Origin of the sequence: Acetobacter sp. DmW_136, assembly GCF_008690365.1 — a bacterium.
Classification (GTDB): domain Bacteria; phylum Pseudomonadota; class Alphaproteobacteria; order Acetobacterales; family Acetobacteraceae; genus Acetobacter; species Acetobacter oryzifermentans.
The window spans coordinates 15,442-31,827 of sequence record NZ_VHON01000004.1 but is presented as its reverse complement, the minus strand read 5'-3'; the positions used below and the strand labels follow the sequence as shown (position 1 = coordinate 31,827).

General features: G+C 53.8%; 19 protein-coding genes and 1 pseudogene. 7 read left to right on the top strand and 13 right to left on the bottom strand.

Annotated elements, in window-relative coordinates:
• Positions 1-174 precede the first annotated feature (174 nt).
• Genes FKW31_RS00725 through FKW31_RS00715 form a run of 3 tightly spaced genes read right to left on the bottom strand, consistent with a single transcriptional unit; the run spans position 175 to position 1,513 of the window.
• A complete protein-coding gene (locus FKW31_RS00725) occupies positions 175-702 on the bottom strand; it encodes a S26 family signal peptidase (protein WP_150177155.1) in 528 nt (175 codons plus the stop codon).
• Positions 699-1,175: a DUF2840 domain-containing protein gene (locus tag FKW31_RS00720; protein ID WP_150177153.1), complete on the bottom strand. Its 477-nt coding sequence runs from the start codon at positions 1,173-1,175 to the stop codon at positions 699-701. The genes FKW31_RS00725 and FKW31_RS00720 overlap by 4 nt, the downstream gene beginning before the upstream one ends.
• The gene (locus FKW31_RS00715) at positions 1,172-1,513 is read right to left on the bottom strand and encodes a helix-turn-helix domain-containing protein (protein WP_150177151.1); all 342 of its coding nucleotides are present in this window, start codon (positions 1,511-1,513) and stop codon (positions 1,172-1,174) included. Before FKW31_RS00715 ends, FKW31_RS00720 begins: the two co-directional genes overlap by 4 nt.
• Before the next feature lie 624 nt (positions 1,514-2,137).
• On the opposite strand from FKW31_RS00715, the gene FKW31_RS00710 reads away from it, so the two are divergent.
• On the top strand, positions 2,138-3,076 hold the full coding sequence (locus FKW31_RS00710) for a toll/interleukin-1 receptor domain-containing protein (protein ID WP_150177149.1): 939 nt from the start codon (positions 2,138-2,140) through the stop codon (positions 3,074-3,076).
• Positions 3,077-3,091: 15 nt separating this feature from the next.
• On the opposite strand, the gene FKW31_RS00705 is transcribed toward FKW31_RS00710, so the two are convergent.
• The 4 genes from FKW31_RS00705 to FKW31_RS16640 form a co-directional block, all read right to left on the bottom strand.
• Entirely contained in the window at positions 3,092-4,078 is a 987-nt protein-coding gene (locus FKW31_RS00705; RefSeq protein WP_150177147.1) for a GTP pyrophosphokinase family protein, read from the bottom strand.
• The gene (locus FKW31_RS00700) at positions 4,075-5,133 is read right to left on the bottom strand and encodes a nucleoid-associated protein (protein ID WP_150177145.1); all 1,059 of its coding nucleotides are present in this window, start codon (positions 5,131-5,133) and stop codon (positions 4,075-4,077) included. The genes FKW31_RS00705 and FKW31_RS00700 overlap by 4 nt, the downstream gene beginning before the upstream one ends.
• Positions 5,134-5,365: 232 nt before the next feature.
• Positions 5,366-6,520: a site-specific integrase gene (locus FKW31_RS00695; protein ID WP_150177143.1), complete on the bottom strand. Its 1,155-nt coding sequence runs from the start codon at positions 6,518-6,520 to the stop codon at positions 5,366-5,368.
• Between the two features lie 383 nt (positions 6,521-6,903).
• Positions 6,904-7,146 carry a hypothetical protein gene (locus FKW31_RS16640; RefSeq protein ID WP_370513035.1) on the bottom strand — a complete coding sequence of 81 codons (243 nt, stop codon included), beginning with the start codon at positions 7,144-7,146 and terminating at the stop codon, positions 6,904-6,906.
• Here FKW31_RS16640 and FKW31_RS00690 point away from each other — a divergent pair.
• Positions 7,078-7,313 (top strand): annotated as a pseudogene (locus FKW31_RS00690) (type VI secretion protein); the annotation flags it as partial. The gene FKW31_RS16640 and the pseudogene FKW31_RS00690 overlap by 69 nt on opposite strands.
• Before the next feature lie 23 nt (positions 7,314-7,336).
• Here FKW31_RS00690 and FKW31_RS00685 read toward each other — a convergent pair.
• The 4 genes from FKW31_RS00685 to FKW31_RS00670 are packed head-to-tail and all read right to left on the bottom strand — an operon-like array spanning position 7,337 to position 12,115.
• Positions 7,337-9,070, bottom strand: coding sequence for an ABC transporter ATP-binding protein/permease (locus FKW31_RS00685; RefSeq protein WP_150177141.1), 1,734 nt, complete (start codon positions 9,068-9,070; stop codon positions 7,337-7,339).
• A complete protein-coding gene (gene thrS / locus FKW31_RS00680) occupies positions 9,067-10,944 on the bottom strand; it encodes a threonine--tRNA ligase (RefSeq protein WP_370513031.1) in 1,878 nt (625 codons plus the stop codon). Before thrS ends, FKW31_RS00685 begins: the two co-directional genes overlap by 4 nt.
• Before the next feature lie 41 nt (positions 10,945-10,985).
• Positions 10,986-11,492, bottom strand: coding sequence for a Fur family transcriptional regulator (locus FKW31_RS00675; RefSeq protein WP_150177137.1), 507 nt, complete (start codon positions 11,490-11,492; stop codon positions 10,986-10,988).
• Positions 11,489-12,115: a DUF1826 domain-containing protein gene (locus FKW31_RS00670; protein ID WP_166443360.1), complete on the bottom strand. Its 627-nt coding sequence runs from the start codon at positions 12,113-12,115 to the stop codon at positions 11,489-11,491. The genes FKW31_RS00675 and FKW31_RS00670 overlap by 4 nt, the downstream gene beginning before the upstream one ends.
• Before the next feature lie 164 nt (positions 12,116-12,279).
• Between FKW31_RS00670 and folE the strand changes: the two genes are divergently transcribed.
• From folE to FKW31_RS00650, 4 genes are all read left to right on the top strand, one after another.
• Positions 12,280-12,891 (top strand): GTP cyclohydrolase I FolE, encoded by a 612-nt coding sequence (gene folE / locus FKW31_RS00665; RefSeq protein WP_150177133.1) that lies wholly within the window; start codon positions 12,280-12,282, stop codon positions 12,889-12,891.
• Positions 12,888-13,397 (top strand): phosphoribosyl-AMP cyclohydrolase, encoded by a 510-nt coding sequence (gene hisI, locus FKW31_RS00660; protein WP_150177131.1) that lies wholly within the window; start codon positions 12,888-12,890, stop codon positions 13,395-13,397. Before folE ends, hisI begins: the two co-directional genes overlap by 4 nt.
• Positions 13,398-13,410: 13 nt before the next feature.
• The gene (gene zigA, locus FKW31_RS00655; RefSeq protein WP_150177129.1) at positions 13,411-14,640 is read left to right on the top strand and encodes a zinc metallochaperone GTPase ZigA; all 1,230 of its coding nucleotides are present in this window, start codon (positions 13,411-13,413) and stop codon (positions 14,638-14,640) included.
• Positions 14,641-14,715: 75 nt separating this feature from the next.
• On the top strand, positions 14,716-15,144 hold the full coding sequence (locus FKW31_RS00650; protein ID WP_193562015.1) for a hypothetical protein: 429 nt from the start codon (positions 14,716-14,718) through the stop codon (positions 15,142-15,144).
• Between the two features lie 43 nt (positions 15,145-15,187).
• Here FKW31_RS00650 and FKW31_RS16140 read toward each other — a convergent pair whose 3' ends face one another.
• Positions 15,188-15,367, bottom strand: a complete 180-nt coding sequence (locus tag FKW31_RS16140) for a hypothetical protein (RefSeq protein ID WP_193562014.1) — start codon at positions 15,365-15,367, stop codon at positions 15,188-15,190.
• On the opposite strand from FKW31_RS16140, the gene FKW31_RS00640 reads away from it, so the two are divergent.
• Complete coding sequence (locus FKW31_RS00640; RefSeq protein ID WP_193562013.1) at positions 15,366-15,791, top strand: DALR domain-containing protein; 426 nt, start codon at positions 15,366-15,368, stop codon at positions 15,789-15,791. The genes FKW31_RS16140 and FKW31_RS00640 overlap by 2 nt on opposite strands.
• Positions 15,792-15,879: 88 nt before the next feature.
• Here FKW31_RS00640 and FKW31_RS00635 read toward each other — a convergent pair whose 3' ends face one another.
• Positions 15,880-16,194: a hypothetical protein gene (locus FKW31_RS00635; RefSeq protein ID WP_150177125.1), complete on the bottom strand. Its 315-nt coding sequence runs from the start codon at positions 16,192-16,194 to the stop codon at positions 15,880-15,882.
• Positions 16,195-16,386: the final 192 nt, after the last annotated feature.

Sequence of the window (16,386 nt, the reverse complement as noted above, 5' to 3'; positions counted from 1 at the left end):
GTGGGGTCTTCGATGGGCAGGATCGACAGATCATCCTCCATCAGAAAGGTGGTGATCTGGCCGAAAAAGCCGTTTGTGGTGCGCGTAAAAGTACCAAGACGGATCATGATACGTCTCTCCTGATCTGCGGATTGCAGGACAAAGAATTGGAACTGGGGGCAGGGCGGTTTGTGCTTACTGAACCGGCGCAGTCCGCCCGGTCGTGACCCAGATCGGGATTGCGCGGCCCATCACCGTGCTGGCGGGAAGCGGTCCGAAATAGCGCCCGTCCAGACTGCGTGGTTCTGCCGGGTTCATGACGAAAATCTCGCCCAGCGAGAGGCGATGACAGCCACGCCAGACGGGCAGCGGACGGCCCCGATGATCATTGGTCAGGGTGTCGCCGACGGGCCTGCCATCAATCGTGATACTGCCGTTTGCCCGGCATACGGTCTGTCCTGGGAGGGCCGCGACGGGCTTGAGCAAGGGCACACCGAATGGCAGATAGCCGCGCTGTGACAGCAGCAGGGCCAGCCGGTCGGGCAGACGCAGGGCGGCAAGATCCCCGACATGCAAGCCACCTTCAGCACGCAGCCGATACAGCCCCACCGGGACGCTGGCCGTGTTGTTCCATAGCAGCCGGGGTGTTACACGTAAGGCAGCGGACACACCTACCGCCAGCACGACGAAATAGGTGCCGAAGAACCAGGCGCGCCGGGTCATGATACCAGCCTCGCACGTTTCAGCCATGCCGCGTGCAGGGGCTGTGTATAGGGCCGTGGTTCCTGCCCGGCGATGATACGGTTATGGACATGCCGCCAGTGATCGGGAGAGACGGCGCAGGGATCGAAGCCGAAGCGCTCGATCTGGTCGATCATCTCCAGAACATGCTTCACCTGGGACCAGCCCGACACGTCGAGCAGCAGGTCGCCACCGGGCCAGACAAAGGGCACGGTCTGAAAGGCGGTGCCCCGTTCCACGGTGCGCACGATGGCGAGGCAGGAGACGACTGTGCCGTAATCATTGGCCGCCCAGCGGATGAAGCCGAACGTGCTGCCGGGCGTGAAACTCAGCAGGCGGCGGCGCTTGTCGAGCACGCGGTCGGAGACCGGCCTGCCGAACCTGATCCAGTGTTCGATGCGCTTTTCAATGAAGGTCAGTTCGACCGTGGTCAGGTTGGGATCGTCCGCCCTCATGACCTGTTCCTCCGTGAGGGCATCTCGCGCAGGGCGGCGGCATAGTTGTCGTCGGAAGTGTTGCGGCAGCGATGGCGCTGAAGCCATGCTTCCACGTCCTCGCGGAGATAGAGGACGCGCGAGCCAACCTTCAGGAACGGCGGGCCTCCACCGATGCTGCGGTATTTCTCCAGCGTGCGAATGGAGACGCCGATCAGCTCAGCGGCCTCTCCCCCGCGCAGATAGGGGCGCAGGATACGGGCCGGGGACGTTGGCGGGCGTGCTGGTACAGCGATTTCGGGCGTCGGTTGTGTTGATGGCACGGATGCGCCCGTTTTGGGTTTCGTGGCGTCGGTCATGAAAACCTCCCTTTCGGTGCGGCGTGCTTCAGGAGCGAAGCGGGGCCGGTAAGGGGAGGCTGACGGGAAAGAGGCGGTCTGGGAGTGGAGGAAATGATGTGCGCGAATTCCTCCACCCCAAAAGCGTAATGGGGCGCAGAATAAGGCCGGAAAGGAGGGTGGTCAGAGGCCGTCCAGCCGTGAGAGGTAATTGCACCATGCCAGAAATCATCTGGTACGGTCTTTGCCCTCGGGTCGAGCCGTCCTGTCGTGCAAGCTAGCTCACAGTATCTAGACCGAAGGCAAACAAGCACAGGGCGTGATGCTGCCAGCATGCTGGGGGACAGGAGTTTACTTATTTAGTGGGGATTGATCGAAACATGTTAGTCCGCTGAAGCGTTGCTAGTTTACAGGAACCATTGAAGTGATGGATAGGCAGGCATGAGCGCTTAAGGCAAGAGTTTTCCTATGTCTAAAAGAAAGTAAAATTATGGTTATTTTCATTACATAGTATTGCAAGTATAATTTCATTGAATAATAATAAAAATATGTTTGTTGTTTTTTTTGTTGTGAGTGACTTTTGTTTTCCTTTAGTGAGAATGATGTGAGAAGCAAACTAACAAAGCGTATAATATGAGGGTTATTATGAGTGCTGTCGCCTTTATTTCTTATTCTCATGCTGATGAAAAGGCTTTGGAGAAATTACACAAGCATCTTTCTATTTTAAAAAGGGATGGAGAATTATTAGCTTGGACTGATCATGAAATTTTAGCAGGAGATAAAGTAGACGTTTCTATTTCTCGACAGTTGGAGATATGTGATCTATTCATAGCATTAATTAGCCCTGATTATCTTGCTTCAAATTATTGCTATGAAACTGAATTCGGTCGAGCACAAGAGCGAGCGTTGAGTGGCGAACTGAGAATTGTCCCCGTAATTCTCGAACCATGCGACTGGTTGGCATCACCATTTAAAGAGTTTCTAGCACTGCCTAAAGAAGGACGCCCTGTATCAAATTTTACAAATGTAAATAATGCTTTTCTTGATATTGTGACCGGTATTCGTCGTATAATTGAAAGCGGAAATTGTGAAAAACAAAATTCTATAGATGAAAAAAAATCTCCTATTTCAAGGCAGGTTAGAATAAAAAAAGATTTTGACGCCATTCAGCGTGCAGACTACGCAGATAGAGCATTTGATGTGTTGCATGATTATTTTAAATCTTCATGTGTAGAGCTTTCTCGGGCCAGTGAAGATTTGCGTACAAAATTTGAGGATATGAGTCCTACGGCATTTACATGTTCAGTTGTTAATAGGTCTAAGTATAATGAAGAAGCTCACATAACAGTACATAATTCTAAGGGAAATATTTCTGGGTTTGGAAGCATTAGCTATATTAATAGACGATATGCCGAAAAGAATATGGCAAATGGTTGGATTCGAGTTGCCAATGATGATTATCAGCTTTTCCTCAAAATGGATCATTTTAGTGGAAATAGGGATGACGAAAAAATTACTCCTGAACAGGTGGCCGAACGGTTGTGGAATGATTTTGTTCGACAGGCAGGTATAGAATACGAATAATTTTTGTATTTTTTTTTAATTAATGCTTTCTCCTAAATCATTTAGAAGTGGTTCTAATTCAATAGGAGTTAAGGGCCAAAGTCTAATGGCTTTCTTGGGTGACAGGCTAGCCACTAAATATGCAAGTAATACAGAAGGCTGTAAGAAAATAAGATTATTTTCTTCGGCTCTTTTCTTTATGCTATCTATGATAAACCCTTTTCTATGTAAAAGATCTTCTATCTCATTAAGATAATTTTCATGAGCTTGGGGTTCGAAGGCTTCTAACAGCATCCCTTCAATTCGTGTCGGGCATGGATCTATGCCAATAGTATTTTTATAAACAGTGGTGAGGCTTGCCGTCATATGTCTCGCGGCAGAGAGAGCCGTCTCGACTTGTCTAGAGATGTTTTCAAAATAATCATTTGTTGCTTCCAATAAGGCCATAGCTTTTGCAGCATTTCGTTGCATTCCTGGTGTAGCTTCAATTTGAGGCTTGTAGATTGTATCATGTGTAAGCTCGCTATAGGCATGTTGGAGTATTGTTTTAATTTGGACTTCACAGGGAGTTCCGCTTGGTATTGTAATGTCAGTATATCGATAGTCTGTTTTGGGACGCACAACGAAGTGGATTGCAGCGTAATCAAATGTGAGAGGACTCTCTTGTTGCTCTATTTCGTAATCACGGTCCTTTGAAAAAGACCATTCCTGAATATTGGTTAATGCATTTTGTACTTTACTTAGATCACTGCCAAGTAAAACAACAAAGCGGACTCCTACTTTATCTGTGATTGATGTATAGGGATCTTCATAATCTTTCTTTCTATAGAAAGCTTTTTCAACAAGTTTTTGATCATCTTTAAGGCGAGGAATAACAGGTAATTTTAAAAATTGATTTGGAGGAATGGGTGTTACAAGAGGGATTAGGTTAGTGACTACAGTTTCAGAAACACATTTCCCCCACGCTTCATAAATCGATCGCTCCTTATGCCATCGGGAGAGAAATTGCTTTTCGCGATTCAATCTTGTGTCTCCAGACAACCGCGAATTGTAAGTTGAGTCCAATTGAGACCATTGTCACCTTCGATAGGTTCTACGGTTACTAATTCCCGAATTGATTCAGGCGGTCCCTGCAGGGTAATTTGGCGCGGGAATTTTAATTTTCTAAAACGCAGTCGAGCTACAATTTCAGATAAATCTTTAGGTACTGCTGTATCAGGGAAATGTTCGCGCCGCATATGTGATGTATAATTTTCTGCGAGTTCATCATCCATGTATGATTCTGCAAAGCGGCTGACTTGAATGGTACTTGATTTATCAACCTTTAGATAAATAAATAGACTATTTAAAAGATCCACTTTCTCTTCTTCTGATATTTGAGAAGATTTAATAAATGATCGAGTTTGTTCGAAGAACTGTTTGACGCGTTGAGCAGCGTTATCCGGTATATTTAAGCCTAGATATTTACTGTGAAAATAGTTTGCCGCGCTATCACGTTTTGTTGCGGACATGGAATTGTCGTATACTGTTGCTGTCCATCCTTCTGGTAAAATGGGGCGAGGTTCTGTGTTATTGGAGGTAAAGAGTCCAATTTTATATAATTTAGTCTTTGGGCTTAAGAATAGATCGCTTACGAATTCAGCCTTAAGGTCAGCAGTCTTTAAGAAACCTTCATGCAGTTCAGCTTTCATTATTGCAAAAAATGGTTGCTCAGGGTAGCCATGCGTTCCATCAAAAACAACGGTTAGACCGCCTGGTATTGTGCGTGAGGTTTGAGCGCTAGCAAGCGCATCCGCAAATTTGCGTGATTCAATAACAAAATCTGTATCGCACATATTATTAATACGTGCACCTAACTCGATAATACTACCTGCTCCGAATTCTCTGATAGCCATATCCATACATTGTGCTGTGCTTTTAAATGCAGCGACCACTCGACTTCGAAAAGCACTCATTGCCTTCGGGCTTAGTGCGAGAAGGCCAGTTCCGTATCTGGGAGGGACTATAACTCCATCTTCGCCAAAGCGGTAAACTTCATGGAGGCACATTCTATTAACGGTTAGATTCTCAATAGGCATCAAATTCAGGTCCCTGAAACATTTGATCTACGACCATAATACATGGGTATATCAAATGCCCAGGTCGATCATTAAACGCTGAGAGTATACCCTATGACGTTTGCCTTGTCTCCTGACGATGGTAAAAGTTGAATGTTCTTCATTTGTTCTAAAATAGCTTAACCGGGTAAGTGCGTCAAGATATTTAGGAGTAACAGAGGCATTTCTCTCTTGAGAGAAATGTGAAGAAATCTCAGCTAATAGTCGCCTCTAATGCATGGGCGACCGCATCTGCGACCTTGTTAGCGGTGGTGCGGATGGGATCGGTTTTGAGGTGTGCATAACGCGCGGTAGTCTGCACCTGCGTATGGCCCAGCAATCGCCCGATCATGGTCAGGTCCGCACCAAGCTGGAGCGCATCTGATGCGAAGGAGTGGCGGAGGTCATGGATGCGAAGGGTGTCTAACCCAGCTCGCGCGCGGAGGCGTCGCCACGGTTTCTGGATATCGGTTAGATATTGCCCCTCCACCTTGCCGGTGATGACATAGGGATTGCCGTCGATCCGGGGAATGTCCGTCAGCACGTCCAGCGCAGCCTTGCCTATGGGCACGACCTTGGCCCCGGTCTTGGAATCCGGCAAGCGCAGGACGCCCGCTCGGGCGTCCACATAGTCCCATTTCAGGGGCTGTATTTCCCCCAGACGGCACCCGGTCAGGAGCAGCAGCCGGATGCAGGTTGCGGCTTCCGGCTCGCCGTCCGCCTCGCGGAGCACCTTGCCCAGCCGGGCCAGTTCATCGGGCGTCAGGTAACGCTCGCGCTTCACTTCCTTGTAGCGTTTGACCTTCCAGCAGGGATTGATCCCGTCTGTCCGCACGCCCCAGGTATCGGCCAGGGTGAACATGATCGACAGCGCGCCCAGCACCCGGTTGGCCTGATAGGGCGTTTCCTTCAATCCCTGGTGCAGTTCGACAACATCGGCGCGGGTCACGTCGATGACCTTGAGCGACCCCAGTTTCGGTGTGATGAACAGGTCCACGCAACGGCCATATTCGTACTGGGTCGAGGGCTTGCAGTGTGAGGCGACATGTTCGTCAAGGAAGCGCTTGCCAAACTCCTTCATGGTCGCGGCCGCGCGAAGCCGGTCGCGCTGTGCGCCAGGATCGCTGCCCAGCCGGACGTCGGACAGATGCTTCATGGCCTCGGTGCGGGCCTGATCCGGGGTGATCGGGCCATGTGGGCCGATGTTGACCCGCCGGATGCGTCCGCCCGCGCGGAACTGGGCGAGGTAGATTTTCCGGCCCGAGGGGTGGACCCTGAGACCGAAGCCGCGAAGTTCGTCATCCCAGAGGAAGTATTCCTTGCCGGTTTTGATGGCGGCTTCGACGGAACGTTTCGTGATTTTGACCATGCTCTTGCCTCCAGCGCCGGAATCACTGGAATCAAATAGGAATCATTTGGGGACGAAATCAGGCGATCCCGGTCAGGAAAAAGTGTACCATGACAAGAGTAAAAACTTAAGAAAAACCGCCATTTATCGTGAAAAAATTGGCTCTACGCGGTAATTGTGTAAGTATTAGACTGGAACTCATAACCTGAAGGTCATAGGTTCAAATCCTATCCCCGCAACCAAAAATTCCGTTTAATATCAAACGTTTAGGCCGCACATCGGGCGGCCTTTTGCGTTTCTGCTCCACGCGCAGGATGCGTATAGGATGCAAATGGGAGTCGTAGTAGGGCGTAAATAGGCCGCGAAAATCAGAGAATCACGATTCCGTGATGTCAGTGGTAGGGTCAATCGAACTGGTGCCGCTCTCCCGCCAGTTCCCGCAGACGGGCATGCGCTTCCTTGTTGTCCGGACGGCACGACGCATAGCGCCATGTCTTCGGATCGATCCCGACCAACCTGATCCTTTCGAGGTTCTGAAGATTGGCCGGCTGCGCCGTCTGGAAGGGCTCGGTATCGCGGGTTTGGACAACGAACTGAAAGGCACCGCCTATGCCGTCATCGACGGCGTGGATGGGTGCACGCATCATGTCCGCTTCCCCGATCTTGACGCCAAGGGGACAGGGCAATGGGTTCGGTGGTGGAACTGCGCGCCTTTGATGACAGAAAAGGGCAACGTCGTGTCGTGCTCACCGTCCGCTCTGACCTGTCGATCGAGGATCAGGTGACGGCGCGAGGGGCGACCTGGCTCGACCGGTAGGCAGTAGCGCGCGACGCGGCTCACTGTGATGGAGCGAAAACCTGAAGATCAATCGTCACCGGATGGCGTTCCTGTAGCGTGGTCCGATGTGTGACGGACACGATCGTCACTGACGGGATATGGTCGCGCAGAAGATCATAGAGCCGGTTTTCAGAGGCGGCATCAAGATTCGATGTCGATTCATCCAGAAACACCCATGTCGGCTGGTTCAGCAGGACGCGACCAAACATCAGGCGTTGCTGCTCTCCAGGCGACAGCCGTTCAGCCCATCTGGCCTCGGTATCCCGATCATCGATCAGGGCCGACAGGCCGATCTGCGCGAGAACGGTGCAAAGACGATCATCGGAAACGGTCTCGGGGGCTCGGGGATAGCATAGGGTGGCGCGCAGGGTTCCAAGAGGAAGGTAGGGGCGTTGTGGAACGAACATCATCTGTTCCGCAGGCAGTCGGATTGCGCCGCTGGTGAACGGCCAAATACCGGCGAGCGTGCGTAGAAGCGTCGATTTTCCGAGACCGGATGGCCCAATCAGGACAATATCATGCCCTCTGGGCAATGTTATGTTTACCGATGACAGAAGCACCGAACCATCCGGACGGTATATATCCAGATGATCAGTCACAATGTCGCGCACGGTCGGCTTGATTTCGCGCGTGGTTTTCCCGGTGCCGACGGACGCACGATCCATCGTGCGCTGGAAAGTAGCCAGACGAGCAACATTGGCCCGCCACTCAGTAAGTGACGCGTAGGAGGACCAGATCCATCCGAGTGCGTCCTCAACGCGGGAAAAAGCCTGCACAAGCTGCATCAGCGTACCGAAGGTGATCTTGCCAGCGAAATAGCGGATTGATCCGACGAGAAGAGCAAAATTTCCTGATAATGTTCCCAGACCATCCGTCAGGAAACCAAGCCATTTGGCGCGTTTCATAATCCCGAGGAAGTTGTCGTAGATGACGTCGAATTTCCCGATCAGAAGACGCTTCTCATGATCGGCCCCATCACTGAGAGCGATGCTAGTCGCGTGATCGCGGATATGAACCAGACTGTACCGGAAGTCAGCTTCCGCTTTCTGCTGGGCGATCCGCAGTGGAATCAGGCGACGACCCGTCAGATGCGTGACGACCGATGCAAAGAGTGAATAAAGAAGAGCTATCCACAGGAAATATCCTGGGATACGTACGCCGAATATCGAGATCGCACCCGACAGTACCCAGAGTAGGCCGACATAGCTGAACAAAGTGACAAGCCGTGACACGATGTCGAGGAACTGCGATAACGTGTTCCGCACGAAGCCGTCGATATCTTCCTGGATACGCTGATCGGGATTATCGCCAACAGCGGTCAGACCGGTTTCCTCTATGGCAATCCGGAAAGCGACGTTCTGGTCAAGCCACTGACTGACCATGCGATGTGTGAGCCAGCGCCGCCAGCGCAGTTGCAGTAATTGTTGCAGGTAGGTGGCGTATACCGCCGCCAGTAGGGAAGGAACTGCGATGATGAAGAAGCCGGGGATCGGCATCGTCGGGGTGCGAACGAACCAGAACAGACCACGCAGGAAGGATGTGACGTCCCGCTGCTGTAGAGCGGTATAGAAAATGTTACGCGAAAACGATTGCAGCACATCCGCCCCCACAAGCAGAAGGGTCAGCCCCAGTACGACGCCAAGCAAAGTCCAGGCCGATTTGCGTTCCGCCGAGGTGAAATAGGGTCGGCTCAGATACCAGAGATCCGCGAGAGCAGCGCGTAGTCCCTTCATGCGCCAAAGACCTTTGGTAGGCGGAAGCGGGAGGCGTCAGCCAGCAGGTCGATGGCTGTTTCCATTGTCATTGTTGGTACATCCGGGTTTCCATACTCCCGGATGGAGACGGTTCCCTCCTGTGCTTCTTTCTTTCCGACAATCAGCAGCACAGGCACTTTCGCGAGACTGTGTTCGCGGATTTTGTAGGCGATTTTCTCGTTACGGAGATCGGGTACCACGCGGACGCCACGCTGGCGCAGCGCTTTCATCAAATCACCCGCGTAATCGTCTGCGGCAGCGGTGATTGTCGCCACAACGACCTGAACGGATGCGAGCCAGAAGGGCAGATGGCCGGCATGGTGTTCAAGGAGAATGCCGATGAAACGTTCCAGCGAACCGAACAGGGCGCGGTGCAGCATGACGGGCGGATGCTTGTCCCCATCCGCGCCGACATAATGCGCGTCCAGACGCTGAGGCAGATTGAGATCGACCTGTACGGTACCGCACTGCCAGTCTCGTCCGATTGCATCACGCAGTACGAACTCCAGCTTGGGACCGTAAAAGGCGCCTTCCCCCGGATTGCGCGTGTAGGAAAGGTCCGAAGCTTCGACCCCGCGCCGTAACGCGTCCTCTGAGCGATCCCAGATCTCGTCCGATCCGACACGTTTTTCGGGTCGGTCAGAGAATTTGATACGGACATCGTCGAAGCCAAAATCTTTATAGATCGAAAGTACGAGATGGCAGATCCGCTGCGTCTCGGTCTCCATCTGCTCCGGGGTGCAGAAAATATGTGCATCATCCTGCGTGAATGCGCGCACGCGCATGAGGCCATGCAGCGCTCCTGACGGTTCGAAGCGATGGACCTTGCCGAATTCAGCCATCCGCAGGGGCAGGTCACGATAACTCTTCAGGCCATGACGGAAAACCTGCACGCCACCGGGACAGTTCATGGGCTTGAGGGCGTAGGTGCGGCCTTCGGTCTCGGTGGTGAACATGTTCTCCCCGAATTTTTCCCAATGGCCGGAAGCTTGCCAGAGAGACAGATCCATAATGTCGGGCGTATTGATCTCTACATAGTTCTCGGCCTGCTGGCGCGCGCGTAGATAGGCGAGAAGCGTCTGGAACAGCGTCCAGCCGTTTGGATGCCAGAAGACCGCTCCCGGTGCTTCAGGCCGGAAATGGAATAGATCCATCTCGCGTCCAAGTCGGCGATGATCGCGGCGTGCCGCTTCTTCCTGACGTCGCTCCCACGCCGCCAGTTCGTCGGCATCACGACAGGCCGTGCCGTGAATCCTTTGTAGCATCGGGTTGTTCCGGTCGCCCTTCCAGTAGGCCCCGGCTGTGCCGAGAAGCCGAAAGGCGTGTCCGATCTGCCCGGTGCTGGCGAGATGTGGCCCCCGGCAGAGATCGACGAAGCTGCCCTGTCGGTAAAAGCTCAGGATAGCATCAACAGGCAGGGACAGGATGATCTCCGCCTTGTAGGGCTGTCCGTTCTCCTTACACCAGGCAAGGGCGCTCTCACGCGTCCATTCTTCCCGGATGATCGCTTCGTCCCGATCGACAATCTCGTGCATGCGGGCTTCGATCCGAACGAGATCATCATCCGTGAAAGCGCGCTCAGCCGCGAAATCGTAGAAAAATCCCTGCTCCGTGGCGGGCCCTGTCGCAAGCGCGGTGCCGGGAAACAGTTCACTGACGGCCTGTGCCAGAACATGGGCCGTGTCGTGCCGGACCAGGGAAAGTGCATCGGCGTCTGACCGGAAAACAGGCTCAGAAGGTCGGTCACCTGACATGATTGCCGAAAGATCGGAGAGAGCGCCGTCCACACGCCGGGCGAGAACGTCCTTTGGGGAATGTGATGCGGAACAGGACGCGATGGTGGTCGATGACATTGAAGAACCTTGACGAAGAAGGGCGATGAGAGGGCAGCGGCTCATTTGGGGGCGCGTGTCGGAAGATCGTTCTGTTGGGGGCGTTGCAACGCGGACGAGAAAGAAGGACAGGTACTGCACTGCGCGCAGACGCCCTGCACTTCCATCACCCGGTGCCTGACCTGGAATTCAAGGGTCTCGGCTGCGCTGTCGATCTGCTGGCACGATGACGTGGTTTCCACCGCCTGTGCGGCGCCACATCGGTCGCAGATACAGTAGACGAGGCGCGACGGATCGCCTGTCCGGATCAGCACGAAGGCATTTCGACTTTCGAGCCGCCCGACGAGCCCGTCAGCGATCAGCTTTTCCAGGGCTCGATAAATTGTAGGCGGGGCAACTCGGCGGCGATCTGGATGACTGACACACCGGAGGATATCATAAGCCGATAACGGCAAATCTGTCTTAGTCAGCGCGTCGAGCACATCACTCAGCAAAGAGGTGGTCCGGCCATTTCGGGTATTGGAAACCTGATGGACGCCGCGAGAAGGATGCGTGACATGTTCTTTCATCGGGAAACCGTATCCATCACAAGGATTGGCCCCGGAATCGCACCGTTTGGGTCACTGGCCGGGAGACGATGGAGGCAGCCAGGTTCGCCTTCAGCAGCTCCCTTGATAAACGCAACGGCGAAAGGCGGCAGGGTACTAACGATGCCGCTCTTCGGGTCCTGATTGCTGCACCATTCCGCCCCGGTGCGCCCATAGCCGCAGATCAGCCTGAGCGCATCAGGAGGAAGTTCGAATATTGCATCACTACTGAGGGAGGCCATCAGTCGGATGTGCTGTCGGATGCCTCCCGTCAAAGCAGCGAACAGAGAGGATAGATCCACGACATCCGTCAGAATGACGGGAGGCCAATCCTGACGCACAGCCGGGGTTGCAAGGTAATCCGCGATCTCCGAAGGCATGCCGGAGAGAGTGAGAGGAGACGGGGAGCCCGACCAGCCTGTGACCGACTTCTCCCAAGCTGCTGGAACCCTGCGACCCCATACGACCATATCAACATCGGGCCGTTGCAGATCCATCACAACGGCCGCGTGGGCACAGGCGACTACATGTGGTGCGGGACAGCCAAGAGCGGCGTCTTCTGGTGTATCGACTTTCGCTGCGGGCCAACTCTCCATGAACAGCATGACACCGGGACTCTCCTGCGGCGCACGCGCTGGCGGGGGCATGTTCATCGAGACGGGATGTTGCTGTGTGGAAGACGGCATGGCTCCGGCGCTTGACGAGAAGTGGGCGATGTTCATAATGTTATATTATAACATAACATAGTCAATGCCGGGACGAGGACTGAATGGACACATTGATTGAAACGCCCCGAAAAATCCGGGTGCGACCGACACGGGCTCAGGCGGAAGAAGCCGTGCGGACTCTGCTCGCCTGGACCGGTGACGATCCTGATCGTGAGGGACTGGTCGGCACGCCCGGCCGTGTGGTGCGGGCCTATGAAGAGTTTTTCGAGGGATATCAGGACGATCCGGTCGCCCTTCTGGAGCGGACTTTCGAAGAAACCGGAAACTACAATGAAATGGTGGTGCTGCGCGACATCCGGCTGGAATCCCATTGTGAACATCATATCATTCCACTGATTGGCAAAGCGCATGTGGCTTACCTGCCCGACAGGCGGGTAGTCGGCATCAGCAAGCTGGCGCGGCTCGTGGACGTCTTTGCCCATCGCCTCCAGATTCAGGAAAAACTGACAGCCCAGGTCGCCGACACAATCCAGAGTGTTCTGCAGCCGCGCGGCGTTGCGGTGGTGATCGACGCGGCGCACCAGTGCATGACCACACGTGGGGTGCGTAAGCCGGGCGTGAGCATGGTCACCAGTCGCCTGTTAGGCGAGTTCGAGACCTCGGAACCTTTGCGTCGCCAGTTCTTCGCTATGGTGGGAATAGGGGGCGTATGATGGGCGAAACTTTCCCCTCTGCATCAACAGCGTTCCAACCTCGTGTCTCTATCGAGCAGGTCGAGGAAGGAACCGATCTTGCCCCGCGTTTTGACGCTAGCGGATTGCTGAGCGTGGTCACGACGGACGCGGAGAGCGGGGATGCCATGATGGTCGGCGTCATGAACGCCGAAGCGCTCGCCCGTACCATCGAAACCCGCGAGGCGCATTACTGGAGCCGGAGTCGCCAGTGTCTCTGGCGGAAAGGCGCCACGAGCGGGCTGATCCAGCATGTCATCGAAATGCGGATTGATGACGATCAGGACGCGGTCTGGTTGCGGGTGCGCACCGCGGGCACAGGAGCGAACTGCCATGTGGGTTATCGAAGCTGTTTTTACCGGCGTGTCGATCTCACTGCTGATGAAGTCGTTTCGGCGTCATCCGCTGAACTCGTCTTTTGCGAAACGCACAAGACCTTCGATCCAGTCGCTGTCTATGGCGACGTTCCGAACCCAACACAGCTTTAGAGGAGAAAAAACCATGGACAACAGACTTCCCGTCACCGTGCTGTCCGGCTTTCTGGGCGCGGGCAAGACGACCCTACTCAATCATGTGCTAAATAACCGCCAAGGCTATAAGGTCGCGGTGATCGTAAATGACATGAGCGAGGTCAATATCGACGCCGATCTGGTGCGCGATGGTGGCAGCAATCTGTCGCGCACCGATGAGAAGCTGGTCGAAATGACCAATGGCTGCATCTGCTGCACCCTGCGCGATGATCTGTTGCAGGAAGTTCGGCGGCTCGCAGAGGAACGGAAATTCGATTATCTGCTCATTGAATCCACAGGCATCGCAGAGCCGCTGCCAGTCGCCGCGACGTTCGAGTTCCGTGACGAGAATGACGTCAGCCTGAGCGATATCGCACGGTTGGATACGATGGTGACGGTCGTGGACGCGGTCAATCTCCTGCGCGACTATTCCTCCAGCGACTTCCTGAAGGATCGGGGCGAAACAGCCGGAGAGGATGATGATCGCGCACTGGTCGATTTGCTCGTCCAGCAGATCGAGTTTGCCGATGTCGTGGTCATCAACAAGGTTTCCACCGCCACGCCAGATCAGGTGGACGCGGCGTGGAAGATCATTCGCGCGCTGAATGCGGACGCCGATATCATCGAGACCGATATGGGACGGGTTCCTGTTGAACGGATCCTGAATACCGGTCGCTTCGATTACGACAAGGCGCACCAGCATCCGTTGTGGTTCAAGGAACTTTACGGGTTTGCCAATCATGTTCCCGAAACGGACGAATATGGCATCCATAATTTCGTCTACCGGGCGCGTCGTCCGTTCGAGCCCGCAAAATTCCAGGCTTTTCTTGACCGGAACTGGCCGGGTGTCGTACGTGCCAAAGGTCATTTCTGGTTGGCCACGCGCCCGGACTGGGTAGGAGAAATGAGTCAGGCCGGAGCCCTTGTGCGGAGCGAAGCAATGGGGTTGTGGTGGGCCGCGATTCCGAAAAACCAGTGGCCGGACAGCGATCAGTGGCGGGATTTTGTTCTGGGGAACTGGGATTCCGTCTATGGCGACCGGCGGCAGGAAATCGTCTTCATCGGCACGGCGGAGATGGATGAAGCAGGACTGCGCCGGGATCTTGACGCCTGTCTTGTGCCGGATCTTGGAGATACCCCTTTCGAGCCGTCACGCTACGCACGACTGCCCGATCCTTTTCCGGTCTGGCGTCGCCAGTCGGAAAATCTTGAGCACGCTTGAATGGGTGATTGCGATTCATCTACGTAAAGTGATTTTCTTATGAAAATACGAGCTGTTATCGCTTGAGAACCCAATATGGCTTGGAGATCGATCTGGTTGATTTCCAAGGCTCGAAATCTGCGAGCGACCGATCTTGTTAATCCGACCGATCATACCGATCCGATCCAGAAGGTGATCATCGAGATGATGGGCGGCGGAGTGGATTATTTCTTCGAAGCGATCGGTCGCGTTGATGTCATGCGCGCTGCCCTTAAGCGCGGCCATAAGGGCTTGGGGGAATGCACGGTCATCGGTGTTGCCGGGGTACGGCCTTGGAGGGTAAAAGGGCGTTCGCCGTTACCCGGCATGGTCGATGAATGGCTGGCGGGAAAATTCAGCGTCGATCCCTATATCACCCACAACATGACGCATGACTGGATCAATACGGCATTTGATCTTCTACATCGGGGGGGAGGTCATTCGTTCTGTCATGCACTATCAGCCGGGCGAAACCCTGTCGAATGACCTGCTTGGCGAAATTCTGGCCGATCTTTGAGGCGGCCGATCTTCAGGAGACAAGACGATGGCTATGCTGAGACCCAATCCGCGTGGTGACTTTCCCGTGGTTGCCGCAATTGCGTTTGTCGATCCCACTGCGATTCTTTGCGGTCATGTGATCGTCGAAGGTGATGTGTTCATTGGCCCCTATGCCGTCATTCGGGCCGATGAAGCTGATGAAAATGGCCATGTCGAGCCCATCCGGATCGGGAGTGGAGCCGATCAGCCACAATCCTGTTGTCCTGGCCCTGGAAGACGATCTCAATACACCGTTGGCGCTCAGTGCGCTTTTCGGTATTGCCCGCAAACTTCGTCACACTGATCCCGGCGAGAAACGCTTTCGGTTGAGACATGAACTCGTTGCCGCGTTATCACTGCTCGGCCTCGACCTGGAGAGCGACGGTTTGGAAATCCGACGTCATGGAATCAATGCAGCACATGATGCGGTCGTGGCGGATATGGTGGCGCAACGTGATGCGGCGCGTCGTCGGAAATGCTTTGTCGGGATGACGACAATGGGGGATAACGGAATGTCTGTCTTAGACATAATAAACAAAAAAGCTGCTATTCGTGTGCAAACGGTCTATGCAGCTACGTCATCATTCCGGTCTTGAAACCCGGATCGAGCGCGACAGGATATCACTGCGTATTTTGAACATTACGGGTGAAGGCTATCGAAGGAATACCACGCAGGACGGATAATCAGTCGCGCCCCCATCGCCATCGCCATGGTTTGCCGTCGCCTTTAACGAACAAAAGAGTAAAGAATCCGACTGTAAACAGGACGTAGGCGACAGGGATCATCCAAGCCGACCAATTCAGAAATTGTGTAGTAACGGGAACCGCGACCATCAAAATACAGTAAAGAATCGTTGAAACCCAACCGGCAAAATTCTTGGGTCCAATACCAATGCCGTAAATCTTTACGCCAAACCACGGATAACTCATAAGCCCTCCCCAGCGCATATTACGTCGGATGCCGTTTACATTGCGGTGTCCGAACGAATCGAATGGCAACGGGCAGTCTTCCCGTAATTGAAAGCGGTGTGGACTGTGTTCCTACGATTTCTTATCCGAACAAGGTATTAGTTTCCAGCTTCAATCTGTCGCGGTTCGCTTGACTGTGTCGGCTTTAGGCAATGGTCACGGCCGCTTTGATGTCTGACATGAGGCGGAAGCTGACATAGCTGTGGATGCATAAGCTGTACG